The organism is Stenotrophomonas sp. 62841_Sma (assembly GCF_056482945.1).
Genome location: NZ_CM151224.1, coordinates 3037268 through 3058151, shown reverse-complemented (window position 1 = coordinate 3058151; position 20884 = coordinate 3037268). Strand labels below are relative to the sequence as shown.

The 20884-nt window shown below is 66.5% G+C and carries 19 protein-coding genes; 13 read left to right on the top strand and 6 right to left on the bottom strand.

The features are described from left to right. Window positions 1–18: 18 nt before the first annotated feature. The 5 genes from can to asnS form a co-directional block, all read right to left on the bottom strand. Window positions 19–681 carry a carbonate dehydratase gene (gene can, locus ACZK5G_RS14405; RefSeq protein WP_014037740.1) on the bottom strand — a complete coding sequence of 221 codons (663 nt, stop codon included), beginning with the start codon at window positions 679–681 and terminating at the stop codon, window positions 19–21. A gap of 72 nt (window positions 682–753) precedes the next feature. Beyond that, a complete protein-coding gene (locus ACZK5G_RS14400) occupies window positions 754–1392 on the bottom strand; it encodes an FMN-binding negative transcriptional regulator (RefSeq protein WP_478463873.1) in 639 nt (212 codons plus the stop codon). Window positions 1393–1399: 7 nt separating this feature from the next. Beyond that, window positions 1400–1714, bottom strand: coding sequence for a hypothetical protein (locus tag ACZK5G_RS14395; protein ID WP_478463872.1), 315 nt, complete (start codon window positions 1712–1714; stop codon window positions 1400–1402). 7 nt (window positions 1715–1721) lie between these two features. Continuing rightward, the gene (locus ACZK5G_RS14390; RefSeq protein ID WP_005417403.1) at window positions 1722–2021 is read right to left on the bottom strand and encodes a hypothetical protein; all 300 of its coding nucleotides are present in this window, start codon (window positions 2019–2021) and stop codon (window positions 1722–1724) included. Window positions 2022–2051: 30 nt separating this feature from the next. Continuing rightward, entirely contained in the window at window positions 2052–3446 is a 1395-nt protein-coding gene (gene asnS / locus ACZK5G_RS14385) for an asparagine--tRNA ligase (protein WP_049400203.1), read from the bottom strand. 128 nt (window positions 3447–3574) lie between these two features. Here asnS and ACZK5G_RS14380 point away from each other — a divergent pair, with 128 nt between their 5' ends. The 7 genes from ACZK5G_RS14380 to zipA all read left to right on the top strand — a co-directional run bounded on the left by ACZK5G_RS14380 (window position 3575) and on the right by zipA (window position 10476). Next, window positions 3575–3913: a HesB/IscA family protein gene (locus ACZK5G_RS14380; protein WP_006376495.1), complete on the top strand. Its 339-nt coding sequence runs from the start codon at window positions 3575–3577 to the stop codon at window positions 3911–3913. Window positions 3914–3991: 78 nt separating this feature from the next. Then, a complete protein-coding gene (locus ACZK5G_RS14375; RefSeq protein ID WP_110712808.1) occupies window positions 3992–4534 on the top strand; it encodes a CbrC family protein in 543 nt (180 codons plus the stop codon). 160 nt (window positions 4535–4694) lie between these two features. Further along, window positions 4695–5132, top strand: a complete 438-nt coding sequence (gene rpsF / locus ACZK5G_RS14370) for a 30S ribosomal protein S6 (RefSeq protein WP_006452997.1) — start codon at window positions 4695–4697, stop codon at window positions 5130–5132. Window positions 5133–5143: 11 nt separating this feature from the next. Beyond that, complete coding sequence (rpsR, locus tag ACZK5G_RS14365; RefSeq protein WP_002804494.1) at window positions 5144–5374, top strand: 30S ribosomal protein S18; 231 nt, start codon at window positions 5144–5146, stop codon at window positions 5372–5374. A gap of 105 nt (window positions 5375–5479) precedes the next feature. Next, the gene (gene rplI / locus ACZK5G_RS14360; protein WP_014037734.1) at window positions 5480–5929 is read left to right on the top strand and encodes a 50S ribosomal protein L9; all 450 of its coding nucleotides are present in this window, start codon (window positions 5480–5482) and stop codon (window positions 5927–5929) included. A gap of 259 nt (window positions 5930–6188) precedes the next feature. After that, window positions 6189–9692, top strand: a complete 3504-nt coding sequence (smc, locus tag ACZK5G_RS14355; RefSeq protein ID WP_478463870.1) for a chromosome segregation protein SMC — start codon at window positions 6189–6191, stop codon at window positions 9690–9692. A 46-nt stretch (window positions 9693–9738) separates the two neighbouring features. Continuing rightward, complete coding sequence (gene zipA / locus ACZK5G_RS14350) at window positions 9739–10476, top strand: cell division protein ZipA (RefSeq protein ID WP_006376490.1); 738 nt, start codon at window positions 9739–9741, stop codon at window positions 10474–10476. Between the two features lie 100 nt (window positions 10477–10576). On the opposite strand, the gene ACZK5G_RS14345 is transcribed toward zipA, so the two are convergent. Then, window positions 10577–11701: a pyridoxal phosphate-dependent aminotransferase gene (locus ACZK5G_RS14345; protein ID WP_478463868.1), complete on the bottom strand. Its 1125-nt coding sequence runs from the start codon at window positions 11699–11701 to the stop codon at window positions 10577–10579. Window positions 11702–11904: 203 nt separating this feature from the next. Between ACZK5G_RS14345 and ligA the strand changes: the two genes are divergently transcribed. The 6 genes from ligA (at window position 11905) to gyrA (ending at window position 20780) form a co-directional block, all read left to right on the top strand. Continuing rightward, window positions 11905–14376 carry an NAD-dependent DNA ligase LigA gene (gene ligA / locus ACZK5G_RS14340; protein WP_478466522.1) on the top strand — a complete coding sequence of 824 codons (2472 nt, stop codon included), beginning with the start codon at window positions 11905–11907 and terminating at the stop codon, window positions 14374–14376. Between the two features lie 49 nt (window positions 14377–14425). Then, a complete protein-coding gene (locus ACZK5G_RS14335; protein WP_032127684.1) occupies window positions 14426–14911 on the top strand; it encodes a GNAT family N-acetyltransferase in 486 nt (161 codons plus the stop codon). After that, complete coding sequence (gene epmA / locus ACZK5G_RS14330; protein WP_279912691.1) at window positions 14908–15864, top strand: EF-P lysine aminoacylase EpmA; 957 nt, start codon at window positions 14908–14910, stop codon at window positions 15862–15864. The genes ACZK5G_RS14335 and epmA overlap by 4 nt, the downstream gene beginning before the upstream one ends. Before the next feature lie 142 nt (window positions 15865–16006). Further along, window positions 16007–16735, top strand: a complete 729-nt coding sequence (locus ACZK5G_RS14325) for a DUF3011 domain-containing protein (protein ID WP_032127686.1) — start codon at window positions 16007–16009, stop codon at window positions 16733–16735. Between the two features lie 47 nt (window positions 16736–16782). Beyond that, complete coding sequence (gene mtnA / locus ACZK5G_RS14320; RefSeq protein ID WP_049400195.1) at window positions 16783–17847, top strand: S-methyl-5-thioribose-1-phosphate isomerase; 1065 nt, start codon at window positions 16783–16785, stop codon at window positions 17845–17847. A 218-nt stretch (window positions 17848–18065) separates the two neighbouring features. Continuing rightward, complete coding sequence (gene gyrA / locus ACZK5G_RS14315; RefSeq protein ID WP_049400193.1) at window positions 18066–20780, top strand: DNA gyrase subunit A; 2715 nt, start codon at window positions 18066–18068, stop codon at window positions 20778–20780. Window positions 20781–20884 lie beyond the last annotated feature (104 nt).

The window sequence follows — 20884 nt, the reverse complement described above, 5'->3', positions numbered from 1 at the left end:
GTGGTCATCCGTAAGGGATCAGTCGCGCTTGCCCTTGCGCGGGACGTAGGACAGGGCCTTTTCATAGGCGGGCTGCAGCTCTTCCTGCGAACCGACGTCGATGCCCATCTCGCGCACGCGTCCGTCCTTCAGGCTGTAGACCCAGCCGTGCACCATCAGCTTCTGGCCGCGGGCCCAGGCGTCCTGCACGATGGTCGAGCGGCACAGGTTGGCCACCTGCTCGATCACGTTCAGTTCGCACAGGCGTGCGTGCTTGAGCTCGTCGGTCTCGATCGCATCGAGGATGCCGGTGTGCTTCTGCATCACGTCGCCAACGTGGCGCAGCCAGTTGTCGGCCAGGCCGACGCGGGTGTTGTGCAGGCAGGCATGCACGCCGCCGCAGCCGTAGTGGCCGACGATCAGGATGTGCTTCACCTTCAGCTGGTCCACCGCGTACTGCACCACGCTCAGGCAGTTCAGATCGGTGTGGGCGACCACGTTGGCGACGTTGCGGTGCACGAACACTTCACCCGGGGCCATGCCGATGATCTGGTTGGCCGGCACGCGCGAATCGGAACAGCCGATCCACAGGTATTCGGGGTGCTGCTGCTTGGCGAGCTGGTGGAAGAACTCGGGGTCTTCCTTCTCGATGCGGTCGGCCCAGTCGCGGTTGTTCTGCAGCAGCTTGTGGATGTCTTTCATGTATGGGTCCCTGGCGTCGGGTGGGGGCGCGCCGCAACCATCCGGCTGCGGCGCTGCGGGAATCTGGGGCGTTCAGTCGCTGCGGGCGGCCTGTTCGCGGTGCCAGCGCATCCACTGCGCCAACTCGGTGGAATAGGGGGTGCCCAGTTGTTCCAGTTCGGCGATCACCGCGCGCTGGTTCGCATCGGGATGGTTCTGGCTCAGCTTGAGCTTCAGCTGCACCTGTTCGACCTGGAAACGGAAGCCGACGATGGCGCGCAGCTCCGGGCCATGTTCGGCACGCGTGGGATCGAACTGCCAGGCCTGGCCGACACTCGCTTCGAAGCGGTCGCTGATCGCGCCGACCAGTTCGGCCAGCGCCTCGGTATCGTCGAAGGTCTGCAGCTGGCCACGCAGCTCGGCAGCGGCGTAGTTCCAGGTGGGTACCCGCGCAGCGGGCTCCTTGTCCGGATACCAGCTGGCCGAGACGTAGCCATGCGGACCATCGATCAGTACCTTGGCCGCGCCGCGGTGGCGCGACTGCGGGTTGGCGCGCGCCCAGTGGCCGCGCAGTTCGATCTGGTCGCCGTCACGCCGGTACAGCACCGGCATCCGGGTCAGCTCCGGCAGGCCATCGCTGCCGGGCGTAAGCACGGTAACGAACGGGTCGCGCGCCAGCAGGCGGTCCAGCCAGAGCAGGTCGGTCTCGGCGAAGGCGCGCGGGGTGAACATGCAGGGGTCAGGCGCGCCCGCCCAGCGACTGGATCATGCGGCCGCGCAGGCCCTCATCGCTGTCGGCCTGCGGCGGCTGCACTTCGTGCAGGCTGAAGCCGCGCACCAGCGCGTCTTCCTCGTCTAGGCCGCCGTACTCGACGAATTCGGCGTCGAACAGCTGCGAACGCGCGGTGTCTTCGCTGTCATAGCTCAGCGTGTTGCCATCGCTGTCGAGCACTTCGGCGGTGCCGGCCGGGCGCACGCGCAGGCGCGCCCAGATCAGGGTGTTGCCGAGGCTGGCCAGCCACCAGCTGTCGCGCGAGGCGGTGATGTCATTCATGGATGTGTTACCAGAGCGAGGCCAGCCAGAGCAGGGCGGCCATGCCCAGTCCGGCCAGCAGGGTCAGCAGCGATACCCAGGCCGGCGTCGCCAGCCCGGACAGCGAGCGGTCCGGCTGCTGGCGATAGTCACGGCGCAGCAGCCAGGCCAGGGCATCGGGCTTGAGGAAGGCACCGCTGCCGAAGCGCTCGGCGAGCGCCGGATGGCGATCGCGTACGTGCACCAGGGTCAGTGGCCAGAAGATCACGAAGGCACTGAACCCGGCCACTGCAACGCCGACGAAACAGAGGGCGAAGAACAGGGTCATGGGAGCGGTACCTCCGTGGTCGTGTGGGGCTTAGAAGTCCGCGCTGCCCGGGGCGCGCGGGTAGGGGATCGCATCGCGGATGTTGGACAGCCCGCAGACGTACACCACCAGGCGTTCGAAGCCCAGGCCGAAGCCGGCGTGCGGCACCGAACCATAGCGGCGGAAATCGCGATACCAGCTGTAGTGCTCACGATCCAGGCCGAACTGGGCCATGCGCGCGTCCAGCACGTCCAGGCGCTCTTCGCGCTGGCTGCCGCCGATGATCTCGCCGATGCCCGGGGCCAGCACGTCCATCGCGGCAACGGTCTTGCCGTCGTCGTTCAGGCGCATGTAGAAGGCCTTGATGTGCTCCGGATAGTTGGTCACCACCACCGGACGGCCGACGTGTTCCTCGGTCAGCCAGCGCTCGTGCTCGGTCTGCAGGTCCAGGCCCCATTCCACCGGGAAGTCGAACTTCTTGCCGGACTTCTGCAGCAGGCTGACCGCATCGGTGTAGTCGATGCGCTCGAACGGCGCATTGATGAAGTCTTCCAGCTTGGTGATCGCGTTCTTGTCCACGCGCTCGGCGATGAAGGCCAGGTCGTCGCCACGCTCGTTCAGCACCGCGCGGAACAGGTACTTCAGGAACTCTTCGGCCAGGCGCGCGTCTTCGGCCAGGTCGGCGAAGGCGATTTCCGGTTCGATCATCCAGAACTCCGCCAGATGGCGGGTGGTGTGGCTGTTCTCGGCACGGAAGGTCGGGCCGAAGGTGTAGACCTTGCTCAGCGCCAGGCAGTAGGCCTCGACGTTCAGCTGGCCGGACACGGTCAGGAAGGTTTCCTTGCCGAAGAAGTCGCGGCTGAAATCGATCGCGCCCTTCTCGTCACGCGGCAGGTTCACCATGTCCAGGGTGGACACGCGGAACATCTGGCCGGCGCCTTCGGCGTCGGAGGTGGTGATGATCGGGGTGCTGATCCAGTTGAAGCCGTTCTCGTGGAAGAAACGGTGCACGGCCTGGGCCAGGCAGTTGCGGATGCGGGTGACCGCGCCGAACAGGTTGGTGCGCGGGCGCAGGTGCGCCACTTCGCGCAGGAACTCCGGCGACATCGGCTTGGGCTGGATCGGGTAGGTGAGCGGGTCTTCGACCCAGCCGACCACTTCCAGCGTGCTGGCCTGGATCTCGAACGACTGGCCCTTGCCCTGCGACTTCACCAGGGTGCCGGTGGCGATGACCGAGCAGCCGCTGGTCAGGCGCTTGATCTCATCGAAGTTGGCCAGGCTGTCGCCGGCCACGACCTGGATCGGCGCGAAGCAGGAGCCGTCGCTCACATTCACGAAGGCCAGATTCGCTGAACCGCGCACCGTGCGCACCCATCCGCGTACCGTGACTTCGCCGCCTTCCGGGATCTTCCCGGCAAGCGCATGTTCAACGCTGACCACCGTCATGACTTGAATCCTCTGCTGATCGACTCGATCTGTGAACACGGGAGTTTACCGGTTGCAGCGTTCTGCTTGCGAGGCATTTTTCGTGGCAACGGCTCCTTATAATGTCCCCGTACCTCTGGAGTAGCCCCATGGCCGTCAGCCTGACCCCCATTGCCTTCGAGCGCGTGCAGCGCTTTGTCGCCCAGACCCCCGGCGCGCTGGGCCTGCGTTTCGGCGTGACCAAGACCGGTTGCTCGGGCTGGGGTCACATCACCGACCTGGCCCGCGACGAGCGCGAGGGCGATACCGTGTTCGACCAGGACGGCGTGAAGATCTACGTCGACGCCAAGAGCCTGGCGCTGGTGGACGGCACCGTGATCGACTTCGGCAAGCACGGCCTGAGCGAAACGTTCACGTTCAGCAACCCGAACGCCACCGCCGAGTGTGGCTGCGGCGAGAGCTTCACCACCGACGCCGACAAGGCCTGAGGGCTGGTTCTGGCGTCCGCCGGGCATGGCCGGGCGCTGGTAGATGCCGACCTTGGTCGGCAGGGAAGGGATCCACGGATGGAACGACCGCTTTTCATTTATCACCCCAACGCCTACGCCCTCTCCTTCGAAGAGGTCGACGGGGTCTGCGACTGCTGTGGTCAGCCGCGCACACTGCGCTACCGGGGGCCGTTCTACTCCGTTCTGAGCCCCGATTACCTGTGCCCCTGGTGCATTGCCGATGGCAGGGCAGTGGCCAGTTACGAGGGTGAATTCACCGGCTGGAGCGATATCGAGGGGGTATCCCCGGATCCGGCCGATCCGCCGCCGACCATCGCCCGCGAGCTGCTGCTGGAGATCTGCGAGCGCACCCCGGGCTACTCGTCCTGGCAGCAGTCGGTCTGGCTCAGCCATTGTGAGCGGCCCTGCGCCTTCCTCGGTTACGCCGGTAGCGAGGACCTCCAGCCCATCCTCGACGAGGTCCGGCCCGACGTGGTTGAGGTCAACCCGCGCGACGCCGACTGGGTGCTGGAACACCTGAGCCGGGACGGGGAGATGATTGGCTGCCTGTTCCAGTGCCTGGAATGCGGCCAGCACCGCCTTCATGTGGATCTGGGGTAGCCCGGTTCAGGTTGCCCTGTGGCCCGCCGGTTGCCCGGCCACCCCATCTGCGCCATAATGCGCGGCTTCCTGCCTTCCTGGCGGGAATCCTTGCCCCACCGCGGTCTCAACGGCGGGGGGCTGTCCGGCCGCGAGGCCACATCCGAAAGGTAGAAAAAACATGAGTCGTCATTACGAAATCGTGTTCATGGTCCACCCGGACCAGAGCGAGCAGGTCCCGGCCATGATCGAGCGCTACAAGTCGCTGGTCGAGAACGGCAACGGCACCATCCACCGTCTGGAAGACTGGGGCCGCCGCCAGCTGGCGTACCCGATCCAGAACCTGGTGAAGGCCCACTACGTGCTGATGAACATCGAAGCCGACCAGGCCGTTCTGAACGAACTGACCGAAAGCTTCCGCTTCAACGACGCCGTGCTGCGCAACCTGGTCATCAAGCGTGACGAGGCTGACACCGAGCAGTCGCTGATCATGAAGAGCAAGGACGAGAAGGGTGACAAGCCGGAGCGCGGTGAGCGCCGTCGTCGTGACGACGAAGAAGGCGAGTCCACCACCACCGCTGACAACGAAGCCGGCGACGACGCCGCTTCCGCCGCCTAAGGAGCCTTCCCATGTCCAAGTTCTTCCGTCGCCGCAAGTTCTGCAAGTTCACGGCTGAAGGTGTGAAGGAGATCGACTACAAGGATCTCAACACCCTGCGCCAGTACCTGACCGAGAACGGCAAGATCGTGCCGAGCCGCGTCACCGGTACCAAGTCGAAGTACCAGCGTCAGCTGGCGACCGCCGTCAAGCGCGCTCGCTTCCTGGCCCTGATCCCGTACACCGACAACCACGACGTCTGATGCCCGGCGGGGCGGCCCGGTGCCGCCCCCGCTGTGCCAGCTATTCGGACAGCCTTTGTTGCGGGGCATCGCCTCGCTAACGAATAACTTATCTGGAGCAATACCATGCAGCTGATCCTCCTGCAGAAAGTCACCAACCTCGGCAACCTGGGCGACCTGGTCGACGTGAAGCCGGGCTACGGCCGTAACTTCCTCGTGCCGCAGGGCAAGGCCGTTCCGGCCACCGAGAGCAACAAGGCCGAGTTCGAAGCCAAGCGCGCCGAATACGAAGCCAAGGCCCAGGCCATCCACGCCGACGCTGACGCCCGCAAGGCCAAGCTGGAAGGCGCGAGCGTGACCATCCCGGCCAACGCTTCGACCGAAGGCAAGCTGTACGGCTCGGTCGGCGCCCGCGAAATCGCCGATGCCTTCACCGCTGCCGGCCTGCCGGTCAGCAAGAGCGAAGTCATCCTGGGCGAAGGCGCCTTCCGCAACATCGGCGAATACGACGTGCTGGTCCACCTGCACGCCGACGTCGAGACCACCGTCAAGGTCGTCGTCGTCGCCGAAGCCTGATCCCACGCCGCAAGGCCTGGAATCACCGCAGAACGGGCGCCCGCAAGGGTGCCCGTTTTGTTTTATGGCGCCGTTTCACGGCGTCGGGCCACGTCCGGCCGACGGGGTGAGGTTGGACAATGTTCCACGCCCATTCGTAGAACACGGCCACATCGGTATACTCAGGGCGTCACACCCGTTCCACGGGCATTGATTTCAATGGGATCAATGACTTGGAGGGTAAACGCAGGCCGCTTGCCGGCCCCAGTCCGGAACCCCTATGCGTCTTTCCACGATCAAGCTGTCCGGCTTCAAGTCGTTCGTCGATCCGACCACCCTGCACCTGCCGACCAACATGACCGGCGTGGTGGGGCCCAATGGCTGCGGCAAGTCGAACATCATCGACGCCGTGCGCTGGGTCATGGGCGAGAGTTCGGCCAGCCGCCTGCGTGGCGACTCGCTAACTGACGTGATCTTCTCCGGCTCCAATGCCCGCAAGCCGGTGTCGCAGGCCACGGTTGAGCTGATCTTCGACAACTCCGACCACACAATCTCGGGCGAGTACGCCTCGTTCAACGAAATCTCGGTCAAGCGCACGGTCAGCCGCGACGGCACCAGCAACTATTACCTCAACGGCACCAAGTGCCGCCGCCGCGACATCACCGACCTGTTCCTCGGCACCGGCCTGGGCCCGCGCAGCTACTCGATCATCGAACAGGGCATGATCAGCCAGATCATCGAGGCGCGCCCGGAAGACCTGCGCGTGTACCTGGAGGAGGCGGCCGGCATCTCCAAGTACAAGGAGCGCCGCAAGGAAACCGAGACCCGCATCCGCCACACCCGCGAGAACCTGGACCGGCTGGGCGACCTGCGCGACGAGATCAGCAAGCAGCTCGAACACCTCAAGCGCCAGGCCAAGCAGGCCGAGCAGTACCAGGCCCTGCAGGAAGAGCGCCGGGTCAAGGATGCCGAGTGGAAGGCCCTGGAGTTCCGCGGGTTGGACGGTCGCCTGTCCAAGCTGCGCGAAGGGCTGTCGCAGGAAGAGACGAAGCTGCAGCAGCTGATCGCCGACCAGCGTGACGCCGAGGCCCGCATCGAGACCTCGCGCGTTCGACGCGAAGAGGCCGCCGATGCGCTCAACACCGCGCAGGCTGCGGTCTACCAGGTCGGCAGCACGCTGGCGCGCCTGGAACAGCAGATCCAGCACCAGCGCGAACTGTCGCAGCGCCTGCACAAGGCGCGCGACGAGACCCGTCAGGCGTTGGCGGAACTGGGCCAGCACATCAGTGGTGATGAGGCCAAGCTGATGGTGCTGCGCGAAGCGGTGGAGGCCGCGACCCCGCAGCTGGAAGAGCTGCAGGAAGAGAACGAGATCAAGCAGGAAAGCCTGCGCGAGGCCGAAGACCGGCTGGCCAGCTGGCAGCAGCGCTGGGAGCAGCACACCTCGCAGAGTTCGGAAGCGTCGCGCGCCGGCGATGTCGAGCGCACGCGCGTGGACTACCTGGACAAGCAGATCCTCGACGCTGATCGGCGTCGTGAAGCGCTGGCCGCCGAACGCGCCGGCCTGGACGTGGACGCGCTGGAAGAAGCCTTCGAGCAGCTGCACCTGCAGCACGACACGCAGAAGACTGTGCTGGATGAATTGAGCGAAGACGTCGAGCTGCGCAAGCAGGGCGTGGCGGCCGTGCAGGAACAGCAGCGCAATGGCCAGAACGAACTGGCCGAACTGCGCAAGCAGGCCAACGGCCTGCGCGGTCGCCTGGCTTCGCTGGAAACCCTGCAGCAGGCCGCGCTGGGCCAGGAGCAGGGCGCTGCCGTGGCGTGGCTGAAGGCGCGTGGGCTGGATTCGGCAGCGCGTGTCGGCGAACGCCTGGACGTTGATGCCGGCTGGGAAAACGCGGTGGAAAGCGCGCTGGGCCAATTGATCGAAGGCGTGCTGGTTGATGATCCGGCCAGCCTGGTCGATGCGCTCGGCGAACTTGGCGAGGGCCACGTCGCACTGGTCGCCAACGATGGCGCGGACCTGAAGGTCGCGCCGACCTCGCTGGCGGCCCGCGTGCGTGGCCCGGCCGCGATCCGTCGCCTGCTTGCGCACCTGCATGGTGCCAAGGACCTGTCCGAGGCGAAGGTGTTGCAGGGCACTCTTCCGGAAGGCGATTCGATCATCACCCAGAGCGGCGAGCGCCTGGGCCAGGGCTGGCTGCGCGTATCGCGCTCCGGTGCTGCCCAGCAGGGCGCGCTGCTGCGCGAACGTGAGATCAACGAGCTGCGCGAGCAGATCGAGCAGCTGCAGGACCGCGAGGCCGAGCTGGAAGAACAGCTGAGTGGTTTCCGTGAGCAGTTGCAGGCCGCTGAGCAGCAGCGCGAAGACGCGCAGCGTGGGCTGTACCAGGCCCATCGTGCGGTCTCTGAACTGGCTGGCCAATTGCAGGGACAGCAGGGCAAGGTAGAGGCGGCGCGCACGCGCATCGACCGCATCGAAGGGGAACTGAAGCAGTTGCAGGAAACGCTGGAAGCCAACAACGAGCAGGCGCGTGAAGCGCGCTCGCGGTTGGAAAACGCGGTCAGCAGCATGGGCGACCTGGAATCGACCCGGCAGCGGCTGGAGGGTGAGCGCCGCCAGTTGACCGAGGCCCGCGACCTGGCCAGAGACGCCGCGCGAGCGGTGCGCGAGCGCTCGCACTCGCTGGCCCTGACCCTGGAATCGCAGCGGGCGCAGCTGGCTTCACTGAGCCAGGCGTTGGAACGCATGGGTACCCAGCGCGGGCAGCTGGATTCGCGACTGGGCGAACTGCATTCGCAGCTGGACGAAGGTGATTCGCCGGTCGAGTCGCTGCAGGCCGAGCACCAGAACGCACTGGAAGAGCGCGTGCGGGCTGATCGCGTGCTGACCGAAGCGCGCACGCTGCTGGACGGCATCGACGCCGAGCTGCGCAATTACGAGCAGACCCGTCACCAGCGCGACGAACAGGCGCTGGCCCAGCGCGAGCGTATTTCGCAGCGCAAGCTGGACCAGCAGGCGCTGGTGCTCAGCGCGGACACCCTGCAGGGCGCGGTGGAGAAGGCCGGGTTCGTGCTGCAGGACGTGCTCAACGCACTGCCCGAGGACGCCCGCCTGGGTGACTGGGAGCAGGCCGTGCACCAGATCGATGGCCGCATGCGCCGGCTGGAGCCGGTCAACCTGGCCGCCATCCACGAGTACGGCGAGGCTTCGCAGCGTTCGGACTACCTGGATTCGCAGCACACCGACCTGACCACCGCGCTGGAAACCCTGGAAGATGCGATCCGCAAGATCGACCGCGAGACCCGCGGTCGTTTCAAGGACACCTTCGATCGTGTCAACGCTGGCGTGCAGGCGCTGTACCCGCGCCTGTTCGGTGGCGGCCACGCCTACCTGGAACTGACCGGTGAAGACCTGCTCGACACCGGTGTGACCATCATGGCGCGTCCGCCGGGCAAGCGCGTGTCCAGCATCTCGCTGCTGTCCGGCGGCGAGAAGGCGATGACCGCGGTGGCGCTGGTGTTCGCCATCTTCCAGCTCAACCCCGCGCCGTTCTGCCTGCTGGACGAGGTGGACGCGCCGCTGGACGAAGCCAACGTCGGCCGCCTGGCCAACATGGTCAAGGAAATGAGCGAAAAGGTGCAGTTCCTGTTCGTCAGCCACAACAAAGCGACGATGGAGGCCGCGCACCAGCTGTCGGGCGTGACCATGCGCGAGCCGGGCGTCAGCCGCCTGGTCAGCGTGGACCTGGAAGAAGCCGCGCGATTGGCGGGCGCGGCCTGACGTGCCATCCTAGTTACCTGAATGAACTAGCCGGAGAACCTATCGAATGTCCGACACGGCACTGTTGCGCATCGGCATCCTGGCCGCCGGCCTGCTGTTGATCGCCGCGATCTTCCTGTTTGGCCGTCCGAAAAAGAAGCCCCAGGGGCGCCGCGTGGAAGGCGCGGAACCGACCAGCGGCGAGCGCCGCGAGCCGGTACTGGGCGAAGACGGCGTCGCCGTGGCCGATGGCCGCGTCGAACCGGGCATGGGCACGGAAGGCGAGCAGGCCGAACTTGGTCTGGGCGAAACCGACCCGGGCGCCAGTGATCTCGGCAAGCGCGCCACCCAGGATTTCGACAAGATCGTCTCCTTGTTCGTGGCTGCCCGGGCCGGCGAGCAGCTGCGTGGTGAGGACATCGTGGTGGCGGCTGAGAAGACTGGCCTGGTGTTCGGCCACATGAACGTGTTCCACCGCCTGGTGGAAGGCCACCCCGAGCGCGGCCCGATCTTCTCGATGGCCAGCATCATGAAGCCGGGCAGCTTCGACATGGCCAACATCCGTGCCATGGAAACCCCGGCCATCGCCTTCTTCCTGACCCTGCCGGCGCCGCTGACCGCGCTGGACGCCTGGGAGAAGATGCTGCCGACGGTGCAGCGCATGGCTGAACTGCTGGATGGCGTGGTGCTCGATGACAGCCGCAATGCCCTGGGCCGCCAGCGCATCGCACACATCCGTGACGAGCTGCGCGCCTACGACCGCCAGCACCAGGCCCCGCCGCTGACCAAGACCCCGCGCTGGTAAAGGCATTTTTTCGGTGTGCCGACCAACGGTCGGCACCCACAACAGTAGATCCACGCCATGCGTGGATGGGGCGAACCAAGGTTCGCCCCCACCAACAGGATCAGGCCGGCACGCCGGCCACCTTCGCGAACGCATGGCGGAACGCGGCCATTTCTTCTTCGGTGCCGACGGTCACGCGCACGCGCTGTGGCCAGATCGGCCAGCTGCGTCCGATCACCACGCCGTTGTCCGCCATCGCCTTGGCGAACGCGCTGCCATCGCGTTGCACGTCGACCACGAAGCAGTTCGCTTCCGACGGCACGCAGCTGAAACCACGCTTGCCCAGCCACGCGATGGTGGCCTGGCGCACCTTGGCATTCTGCAGGCGGCGCTGCGGAATCAACTGCGGATCGCGCAGGCTGGCCAGTGCCGCCGCCAGCGCCGGCACCGGCAGCGGGTTGTCGCCGAGGCTGGCCAGCTCGCGCAGGCGGTCGGGATGTGCGGTCGCCACGCCCAGGCGCAGGCCGGCCATGCCATATAGCTTGGAGAACGTGCGCAACACGATCAGGTCATCGCGCTGCGCCACCTGCGCGATCAGGCTCGGCTGTTCGCTGTACTGCAGATACGCCTCGTCCAACAGCACGCGGGTGGAAGCGGGTTTGTGGGCCAGCAGCCAGGCGAGCTCATCCTGTGGGCTGATCGAACCGGTCGGGTTGTTGGGGTTGCACACATACAGCAGCCCGGTCGGGCGTGCGTGTGCGGCGGCGACCATCGCACGCAGGTCGTGTGCACCGTCCTCGCGCAGCGGCACTTTCTGCACGTGTGCACCGTGTGCGGCGGCGACCTCGCCCAGCGTCTCGAAGGTCGGGTCGGCCACTACCAGCCCCGCCTGCGGGCCTGTCCATAGCACGGCGGCGCGGTTCAGCGGCTCGCTGGAGCCCGGATACAGCCGCACGTGATCAGCCGGGATGCGGGCCTGTTCGATGAAGGCGTCGCGCACCTGGCCCGCCAGTTCGAAGCGGTAGCGGCCGCAGCTGGCGATGCTGTCGCGCGCCGCCTGCTGGGCGGCGGGCGAGGGGCCGTACGGGCATTCGTTGAAGTTCAGTAGTACGGCGCCTTCGGCAGGGGCTGGGGCGGCGGCTGTCGCGGGTTGGGCATGGCCGAGCTGCGGCAGCCCGGTGCCGGCGACGGCGAGGCCAGCACCAGCCAGTTGCAGGAAGCGTCGACGGGAGGCAGGCAGGGTCACGGGTGGGATTCCGAGGGGCAACCGTCTCACGCTAGCGCTGGTGGGGGTGCGCCGCAAGCCGTCTTTTGTAGAGTCGAGCTTGCTCGACTGCTTTGGCCTTGCATGAAGGCCAGTCGAGCAAGCTCGACTCTACAAAAGGCGGCGGCGTTACAGGGCCTGACGGTCGGGCGCGGTAGAATCCCCGGCCATCCCAGAACCACCGGATCCCGATGAGCCCCAGCCCCGCCGAACGCGCCGAAGATCTTCGCTGGCAGATCGCCCAGGCCAACCGCGCCTACCATGAGCTGGACGCGCCGGAGATCCCCGACGTCGACTACGACCGGATGGTGCGCGAGCTGGAAGCGCTGGAGCGCGAGCATCCGGAGCTGGCCCGTACCGACAGCCCGACCCAGCAGGTCGGTGCGCGCCCGTCCGGCCGCTTCCCGGAAGTGCGCCACGCGGTGCCGATGCTGTCGCTGTCCAATGCCTTCAGCGACGAGGAGGTGGCGGATTTCGTACGCCGCATCGACGAGCGCCTGGGCCGTCGCAGCCTGCGGTTCTCGGCCGAGCCGAAGATGGACGGCCTGGCGATCAGCCTGCGCTATGAGGACGGTCATTTCGTGCTCGGCGCGACCCGTGGCGATGGCAGTACCGGCGAGGACGTGACCGCCAACCTGCGCGAGATCGGTGACATTCCCAAGCGCCTGCACGGCAAGGACTGGCCGGATGTGCTGGAAGTACGCGGCGAGGTCTACATGGCCCGCGCCGACTTCGAGGCCTACAACGAGCGTGCGCGCCAGCAGGGCGGCAAGGTGCTGGCCAATCCGCGCAACGCGGCGGCCGGTTCGCTGCGCCAGCTCGATCCGAAGATCAGTGCGCAGCGCAGGCTGAGTTTCTTCGCCTACGGCACCGGCGAAGTGCAGGGCGGCGAGCTGCCAGACACCCATTCGGGCACGCTGGCCCAGCTCGGTGCCTGGGGCTTCCCGGTCAGTGAGCTGTGCAAGGTGGTGGAAGGCACCGACGGCCTGCTCGGCTACTACCGCGATATCGGTGAGCGCCGCGATGGCCTGCCGTTCGATATCGATGGCGTGGTCTACAAGCTGGATGACCGCGCCGGCCAGCAGGCCATGGGCTTCGTTTCGCGTGCGCCGCGCTGGGCCATCGCGCACAAGTTCCCGGCACAGGAACAGAGCACTACGGTAGAGGCGATCGAGATCCAGATCGGCCGCACCGGTGCTGCCACACCGGTTGCGCGGCTGGCACCGGTGGCGGTGGCCGGCGTGATCGTGTCCAACGCCACGTTGCACAACGCCGACCAGATCGCACGCCTGGATGTGCGCGTGGGTGACAGCGTGATCGTGCGCCGCGCCGGTGATGTGATTCCGGAAGTGGTCAGCGTCATCCTTGATCGCCGCCCGCCGGGCACCACGCCGTGGCAGATGCCGACGCGCTGCCCGGTGTGCGGCTCGGAAATCGTGCGCGAGGAAGGTGCTGCCGCATGGCGCTGCTCGGGCGAGCTGTCCTGCCCGGCGCAGCGCAAGGAGGCCATTGCCCATTTCGCCTCGCGTCGCGCGATGGATATCGATGGCCTGGGTGACAAGTACATCGAAACCCTGGTCGACGCCGGCATCGTCAGAAGCGTGGCCGATCTGTACCGGCTCAACCGTGACCAGCTGCTGCATCTGAAGCTGGTGCTGGATGCCGAGGACCCTTCCGCACTGGCGGCTGCGCTGAAGCTGCACCTGCCCGCCGAAGGCAGTGGTGCGGTGCTCAATGCGGTGCTCAAGCTGGATGGCAACGATCCGGGCTGGCGCGCACAGGCGCTGGCACAGCCGGCCAGCTTCGAATGGAACACGAAGAAGATCGCCACCAAGTGGGCCGACAACCTGATCGCGGCGATCGACGCCAGCCGTGCGGCCACGCTGGAGCGCCTGCTGTTTGCGCTTGGCATCGAGCACGTGGGTGAGAGCACGGCCAAGGCGCTGGCGCAGTGGTTCGGTGACCTGGAGCTGATCCGCCACCTGCCGTGGCCGCTGTTCAAGCGTGTGCCGGACATCGGCGGCGAAGTGGCGCGTTCGCTGGGTCATTTCTTCGAGCAGCAGGGCAACCAGCAGGCCATCGATGACCTGCTGCAGGTCGGTCAGGTGCGCATCAGCGATGTGCATGCGCCCAGTGCCAAGCTGCGCGAAGGGCTGGATCTGGCGCAGCTGCTGGTCGAATCGGAAATCCCGGGCATCACCCGCCTGCGCGCCGAAAAACTGGTCGCTGCGCTTTCCGGCGCGCAAGCAGTGCTCGACGCCGAGCATGGCCAGTTCGTCAACGCCGGCCTGCCCGATGACACTGCACGCGGCCTGGCTGCGTGGCTCGATGCAGATGGCCATGGCGCGATGCTGCTGGCGGCCGAGAAGGCGATGCAGCAGATCCTGGCCAAGGCGCCGGCGCTGGCCGAGATCGTGGCCGGCCCATTGGACGGGCAGACCGTGGTGCTGACCGGCACCCTGGCCCAGCTCACCCGCGATGCCGCCAAGGAACGCCTGGAAGCGCTGGGTGCCAAGGTCTCCGGCAGCGTGTCGAAGAAGACCAGCTTCGTGGTGGCCGGTACCGAGGCCGGCTCCAAGCTGGACAAGGCGCAGTCGCTGGGCGTGCCGGTATGGGACGAAGACCGCCTGCTGGCCTACCTCGCCGAACACGAATGATGACCCCGCCGGGTGCCTGGCGCCCGGCATGAAACACAAGGGAACACCGATGCAGACCGCTCCGCTGGATTTCCGCCTGGCCACCCGTGCCGACGAAGAACTGTTGATCGCGTTGATGCGCGAGTTCTATGCCGAAGACAAGATCGACTTCGACGACGCGCGCGTGCGTCGCGGCGTGGACGCGCTGCTGGCCGATCCGCGCAATGGCGAGGTGCTGCTGTGGCTGGACGAGGCCGCCGAGGTGGTCGGCTACGCAGTGATCGCGATGGGTTTCAGCCTGGAGCAGGGCGGCCACTTCATGTTGCTGGACGAGCTGTACCTGAGCCACCGCGCGCGCGGCCGCGGCCGCGGCAAGCAGGCGCTTGCCATCTGCGAACAGCGCGCTCGCGGGCGTGGCGTCAGCCGCCTGCGGCTGGAAGTGAACCACCACAACGAACTGGCCCGGCGCCTGTACCTGGCCAGTGGCTACATCGATGACACCCGCGATCTGCTGACCCTGCCGCTGGATCATCCGCGCCCGGAGGGCATCCTGTGAGCGAGGCCCTGCTGCGCGCGCTGCAGCAGCGTGCCGCGCTCAACGCGCTGGTGCGCCGCTTCTTCGCCGATCGCGATGTGCTGGAGGTGGAGACGCCGATCCTGTCGGTGGCCGGCAACACCGAGCCGAACATCGACAGCTTCCATACCGATTTCACCGGCCATGTCGATGCCGGTGGCCGCCGCCGTTGGCTGCGCACCTCGCCGGAGTATCCGCTCAAGCGCCTGCTGGCGGCGGGCGTGGGCGACTGTTACGAACTGGGCCGGGTGTTCCGCAACGGCGAGGCGGGCGGCCGCCACAATCCGGAATTCACCATGCTGGAGTGGTACCGGGTCGGTTGGGACCACCATCGTCTGGTGCAGGAAACCGCCGAGCTGGTCGGCCAGGCGCTGGCCCTGGTCGGGCGCAGTGCGACGCTGCGTGTGCTCAGTTACCGCGAGCTGTTCCAGCAGTACGTGGGTGTGGATCCGTTCGATGCCGATGAGGCCGCGTTGCGTGCCGCGCTGGGCGAGGTACATATCGACCCGGTCGGGCTGACCCGCGATGACTGGCTGGATCTGCTGATGACCCATCATATCCAGCCGCATTTCGATGACGCAGTGATGACCGTGGTCCACGATTGGCCTGCCAGCCAGGCCGCACTGGCGCGCATTCGAGCCGGCACGCCGCCGCTGGCCGAGCGTTTCGAGCTTTATCTGGGGGCCGTGGAACTGGCCAACGGCTATCACGAACTGAACGACGCGCACGAACAGCGTGCGCGATTCCAGCGTGACCTGCAGCGACGCCATGAGCGGGGCCAGGTGCAACCGTCCGTGGATGAGGGGCTGCTGTCGGCGTTGCCATCGATGCCTGCCTGCGCTGGCGTGGCGGTGGGTGTCGATCGGTTGTTGATGGCGATGAACCGCACGCCGCGTATCGCCGATGTGCTGGCCTACGACTTCGCCCACGCGTGAGCGCGGTGCGCACGTTCCTGAACATCGAAGACTGAACGGAATTCCGCGTTTCCGCGCTTGCTTCGGTAAGCAGGATGATGCTCTTATCACGGCAGATGCCGGACACTGGCACGCAGTTCATCCATTCCTGCTGGGGAAGGCTTTGGTCAAGTGGTTTGCGGTTGTCGCTGCACCGGTGTACTCCATCGCGCTCTGGGGTGCCTGGCTGCCGTCATCGGCGTCGGCCCAGCAGGCGGGCTATGACGGCGAAGTGGTGACCTGCGAATCGCGCGACATGGGCTGGGTGCATTGCGATATCGACGTCAGCAATGGCATCGACCTTGTGCGCCAGTTGTCCAGCAACAGTTGCATCCGTGGCAGCGAATGGGGCACCGACCGCAGTGGCGTGTGGGTCACCCTTGGCTGCCGCGCAGAGTTCCGTGCGCGTCGTGCGGAAGGTGCAGCGCCTGCGGCAACGGAAGGCAAGCGCCTGGTCCGCCGTGTGGTGCGCTGCGAATCCAATGGCCGCCCGCAGAGTTGCCCGGTGCGCCTGGACGGGGCGCCGGTGCGCCTGCTGCGCCAGCTGTCGGTGCTGCCGTGCCGCGAAGGGCAGGGCTGGGGCTACAAGCGCAATGAAGTCTGGACCAGCCGTGGTTGCCAGGGCGATTTCGAAGTGGCTGACGAGGACGGCCGTTTTGTCGACGTGCCACGCCGCCTGACCTGCGAGTCGAAGTCGAAGAAGCGCCGCTTCTGTGGGGCGAGCATTTCGGTCGGCGCGGTCGTTACCGAGCAGTTGTCCAGCACCCCGTGCGAGGAAGGCAACACCTGGGGCTGGAACCGCAACGGGATCTGGGTGGACGGCGGCTGCCGCGCCGAATTCTCGGTGAATTGAGCCCGGGCAGGCTCCAACCACGCGGGGCGTGGCCCTACAATGGGCCCATGAACACTGCCTCCGACATCGACTACGCCCGTTATGACCACATCCGCCCGATCCTCTGGACCGGAGATGCCCTGCAACTGCTGGACCAGCGCAAGCTGCCGTTCGTGGTCGAGCACGTGGTCTGCCATGACAGTGACGAAGTTGCCAGCGCCATCCACGCGCTGACCGTGCGTGGCGCGCCGGCGATCGGCATTGCCGCAGCCTGGGGTGTTGTGCTGGCGGCGCGGGACGTGCAGGCCGCTGATGGCGCGCATGCGCTTCAGCAGTTGGAGCCGGCGCTGCAGCGCCTGAACGCATCGCGCCCGACCGCCGTCAATCTGGCCTGGGCGCTGGCGCGCATGCGTCGCTGCCTGAACGTCGCCGGCGCCGACTGGAAGGCCCTGCTGGAAGCCGAAGCGCAGGCCATTGCCGAGGAGGACCTGGCCGCCAACCGCCACATGGGCGCGCTGGGCGCGGGCCTGATCGAGGCCGGCAGCGGCGTGCTGACCCACTGCAACACCGGCTCGCTGGCCACCGCCGGCTTCGGCACGGCACTGGGCGTGATCCGTGCCGGCATGGCCCAGCACCGCATCGCCCGCGTGTTCGCCGGCGAGACCCGTCCGTGGCTGCAGGGCGCACGCCTGACCGTGTGGGAACTGCAGCAGGATGGCATCGACGCCACCCTGATCGCCGATTCGGCGGCCTCGCACCTGATGAAGACCGGTGCGGTGCAATGGGTGATCGTCGGTGCAGACCGCATCTGCGCCAACGGCGATACCGCCAACAAGATCGGCACCTATCAGCTGGCCATCGCCGCTCGCCACCACGGGGTCAAGTTCATGGTGGTGGCGCCGTCCTCGACCGTGGACATGGAGACCGTGGATGGCAGCCAGATCGAGATCGAGCAGCGCGACCCGGGCGAGCTGTACGGCGTGGGCGGTACCCGCACCGTGGCCGAAGGCATCGCCGCCTGGAACCCGGTGTTCGACGTCACCCCGGGTGAACTGATCGATGCCATCGTGACCGAGCGCGGGGTGATCCTGAACCCGACCATCGAGAACATGCGCGCCGCCTTCGGCGGGTGAGGCACAGGGGAGGGGGCAGCGTGACCTCCGCCCCCGGTAGTGCCGGCCGCTGGCCGCGCCCCCCCTAAGTTCCTGATTTGTGCCGGTAAAATCCCCGTAAATGGAGGCAGGGGACGGCCTGTTGTGGTAGTATCCACAGGTTGAATCGAGGTTCCGGCACGACCCCCTCCCGCAGAGGGCTGCGCCGGACTGGACCGCTACCAGACAACGGAACCCGAATGGCAGAAAACGCCAAGGAAATCATCCAGGTCAACCTGGAAGACGAGATGCGCAAGAGCTACCTCGATTACGCCATGAGCGTGATCGTGGGCCGCGCGCTCCCGGATGCGCGCGATGGCCTCAAGCCGGTGCATCGCCGCGTGCTGTTCGCGATGAACGAACTCAACGCGCACAGCAACAAGCCCTACTTCAAGTCGGCGCGTATCGTCGGTGACGTCATCGGTAAGTACCACCCGCATGGCGATCAGTCGGTGTACGACACGCTGGTGCGCCTGGCACAGCCGTTCTCGCTGCGTTACATGCTGGTCGATGGCCAGGGTAACTTCGGCTCGATCGATGGCGACTCCGCCGCGGCGATGCGATACACCGAAGCGCGCATGTCGCGCCTCGCGCATGAGCTGATGGCGGACATCGACAAGGAAACCGTCGATTTCCAGCCCAACTACGACGAGAAGGAACTGGAGCCGACGGTCATGCCGACCCGGTTCCCGAACCTGCTGGTCAACGGTTCGGCCGGTATCGCGGTGGGCATGGCGACCAACATCCCGCCGCACAACCTGAGCGAATCGATCAACGCCTGCATCGCGCTGATTGATAATCCGGAAATCGATGTCGACGGCCTGATGGAGTACATCCCGGGCCCGGATTTCCCGACTGCCGGCATCATCAATGGCACTGCCGGCATCGTCGCTGGCTATCGCACCGGCCGCGGCCGTGTGCGCATCCGTGCCAAGGCCGATATCGAAGTGGCCGACAACGGCCGCGAATCGATCATCGTCACCGAAATTCCTTACCAGGTGAACAAGGCGCGTCTGATCGAGAAGATCGCCGAGCTGGTCAAGGAAAAGAAGATTGAAGGCATCAGCGAGCTGCGCGATGAGTCCGACAAGGACGGCATGCGCATCTACATCGAGATCAAGCGCGGTGAATCTGCCGAGGTTGTGCTGAACAACCTGTACCAGCAGACCCAGATGGAATCGGTGTTCGGCATCAACATGGTGGCGCTGGTCGATGGCCGCCCGCAGTTGATGAACCTCAAGCAGATGCTGGAGGCGTTCGTCCGCCACCGTCGCGAAGTGGTCACCCGTCGCACCGTGTTCGAGCTGCGCAAGGCGCGCGCCCGTGCCCACGTGCTGGAAGGCCTGACCGTTGCGCTGGCCAACATCGACGAGATGATCGAGCTGATCAAGACCTCGCCGAACCCGAATGAAGCACGCGAGCGCATGCTGGCGCGCGTGTGGGAGCCCGGCCTGGTCGGTGCGATGCTGGGTGCCGCCGGTGCCGAAGCCTCGCGCCCGGAAGACCTGCCCAAGGGCGTGGGCCTGATCGAGGGCGGCTACCAGCTGACCGAGATCCAGGCCACCCAGATCCTGGAAATGCGCCTGCACCGCCTGACCGGGCTGGAGCAGGACCGCCTGACCGACGAGTACAAGCAGCTGCTGGAAGTGATCGCCGGGCTGATCCACATCCTGGAAGATCCCGACCGCCTGCTGCAGGTGATCCGCGAGGAGCTGGTCAACGTCAAGGCCGAGTTCGGCGACGAGCGTCGTACCGAAATCCGCCACAGCGAAGAAGACCTGGACATCCTCGACCTGATCGCGCCGGAAGACGTGGTGGTCACCGTGTCGCATGCCGGTTACGTGAAGCGGCAGCCGGTGAGCGTGTACCGCGCACAGCGCCGAGGCGGCCGCGGCCGCAGTGCGGCAGCGACCAAGGAAGAGGATTTCATCGAACAGCTGTGGCTGGTCAACACGCACGATACGCTGCTGACCTTCACCAGCTCGGGCAAGGTGTTCTGGCTGCCGGTCTACCAGCTGCCCGAAGCCGGTTCCAACGCCCGCGGCCGTCCGATCATCAACTGGATCCCGCTGGAGCCGGGCGAACGCGTGCAGGCCGTGCTGCCGGTGCGCGAATACGCCGATGGCCAGTTCGTGTTCTTCGCCACCAAGAACGGTACGGTCAAGAAGACCCCGCTGGGCGAGTTCGCCTTCCGCCTGGCGCGCGGCAAGATCGCGATCAACCTCGACGAGGGCGATGCCCTGGTCGGCGTCGGCCTGACCGACGGCGAGCGCGACATCCTGCTGTTCGCCTCCAACGGCAAGACCGTGCGCTTCGGTGAAGACAAGGTCCGCTCGATGGGCCGTACCGCAACCGGCGTGCGTGGCATCAAGATGCCGGCCGGCGAGGAAGTGGTCAGCCTGATCGTGGCCGAGAGTGCCGGTGGCAGCGAGGACGAGAACGAGGACGACAACGGTGTCGAGGAAACCGCAGCCAATGGCGATGCGGTGATCGACGGCGCCGATGACGCCAGCGTGCAGTACATCCTCACCGCCACCGAGAACGGCTACGGCAAGCGCACCCCGCTGCCCGACTACCCGCGCAAGGGCCGTGGCACGCAGGGCGTGATCGGCATCCAGACCACCGAGCGCAACGGCAAGCTGGTCGCCGCGGTGCTGATGGGCTCCAGCGACGAAGTGCTGCTGATCTCCGATGGTGGCACCCTGGTGCGTACGCGTGGCTCGGAAATCAGCCGCGTCGGCCGCAACACCCAGGGCGTGACCCTGATCCGCCTGTCCAAGGACGAGAAGCTGCAGGCGGTGGAGCGCATGGATGCCTCGATCGACGAGGACGAGGACGAGGTGGCCGTCGCCGCCCCGGCCGCGACCGACGGCGCCCCGGCTGCTGCCAGCAGCGAGGACGCCGCGCAGGAGTGATCCTGCCGCGAGCCTGATGTGCCCGACGACGCCGGCCCTGTGCCGGCGTCGTCGTATCCGGATGCCGCACATACGCGCGCGCTTCACGCAGGCGGTGGGATAAC

Coding starts and splice junctions, on each gene's coding strand:
- gyrA (WP_049400193.1), top strand. CDS start 18,066: ATGGCAGAAAACGCCAAGGAAATCATCCAGGTCAACCTGGAAGACGAG.
- ACZK5G_RS14375 (WP_110712808.1), top strand. CDS start 3,992: ATGGAACGACCGCTTTTCATTTATCACCCCAACGCCTACGCCCTCTCC.
- zipA (WP_006376490.1), top strand. CDS start 9,739: ATGTCCGACACGGCACTGTTGCGCATCGGCATCCTGGCCGCCGGCCTG.
- asnS (WP_049400203.1), bottom strand. CDS start 3,446: ATGACGGTGGTCAGCGTTGAACATGCGCTTGCCGGGAAGATCCCGGAA.
- rpsR (WP_002804494.1), top strand. CDS start 5,144: ATGTCCAAGTTCTTCCGTCGCCGCAAGTTCTGCAAGTTCACGGCTGAA.
- can (WP_014037740.1), bottom strand. CDS start 681: ATGAAAGACATCCACAAGCTGCTGCAGAACAACCGCGACTGGGCCGAC.
- rpsF (WP_006452997.1), top strand. CDS start 4,695: ATGAGTCGTCATTACGAAATCGTGTTCATGGTCCACCCGGACCAGAGC.
- rplI (WP_014037734.1), top strand. CDS start 5,480: ATGCAGCTGATCCTCCTGCAGAAAGTCACCAACCTCGGCAACCTGGGC.
- ACZK5G_RS14380 (WP_006376495.1), top strand. CDS start 3,575: ATGGCCGTCAGCCTGACCCCCATTGCCTTCGAGCGCGTGCAGCGCTTT.
- ACZK5G_RS14400 (WP_478463873.1), bottom strand. CDS start 1,392: ATGTTCACCCCGCGCGCCTTCGCCGAGACCGACCTGCTCTGGCTGGAC.
- mtnA (WP_049400195.1), top strand. CDS start 16,783: ATGAACACTGCCTCCGACATCGACTACGCCCGTTATGACCACATCCGC.
- ACZK5G_RS14395 (WP_478463872.1), bottom strand. CDS start 1,714: ATGAATGACATCACCGCCTCGCGCGACAGCTGGTGGCTGGCCAGCCTC.
- smc (WP_478463870.1), top strand. CDS start 6,189: ATGCGTCTTTCCACGATCAAGCTGTCCGGCTTCAAGTCGTTCGTCGAT.
- ACZK5G_RS14335 (WP_032127684.1), top strand. CDS start 14,426: ATGCAGACCGCTCCGCTGGATTTCCGCCTGGCCACCCGTGCCGACGAA.
- ACZK5G_RS14390 (WP_005417403.1), bottom strand. CDS start 2,021: ATGACCCTGTTCTTCGCCCTCTGTTTCGTCGGCGTTGCAGTGGCCGGG.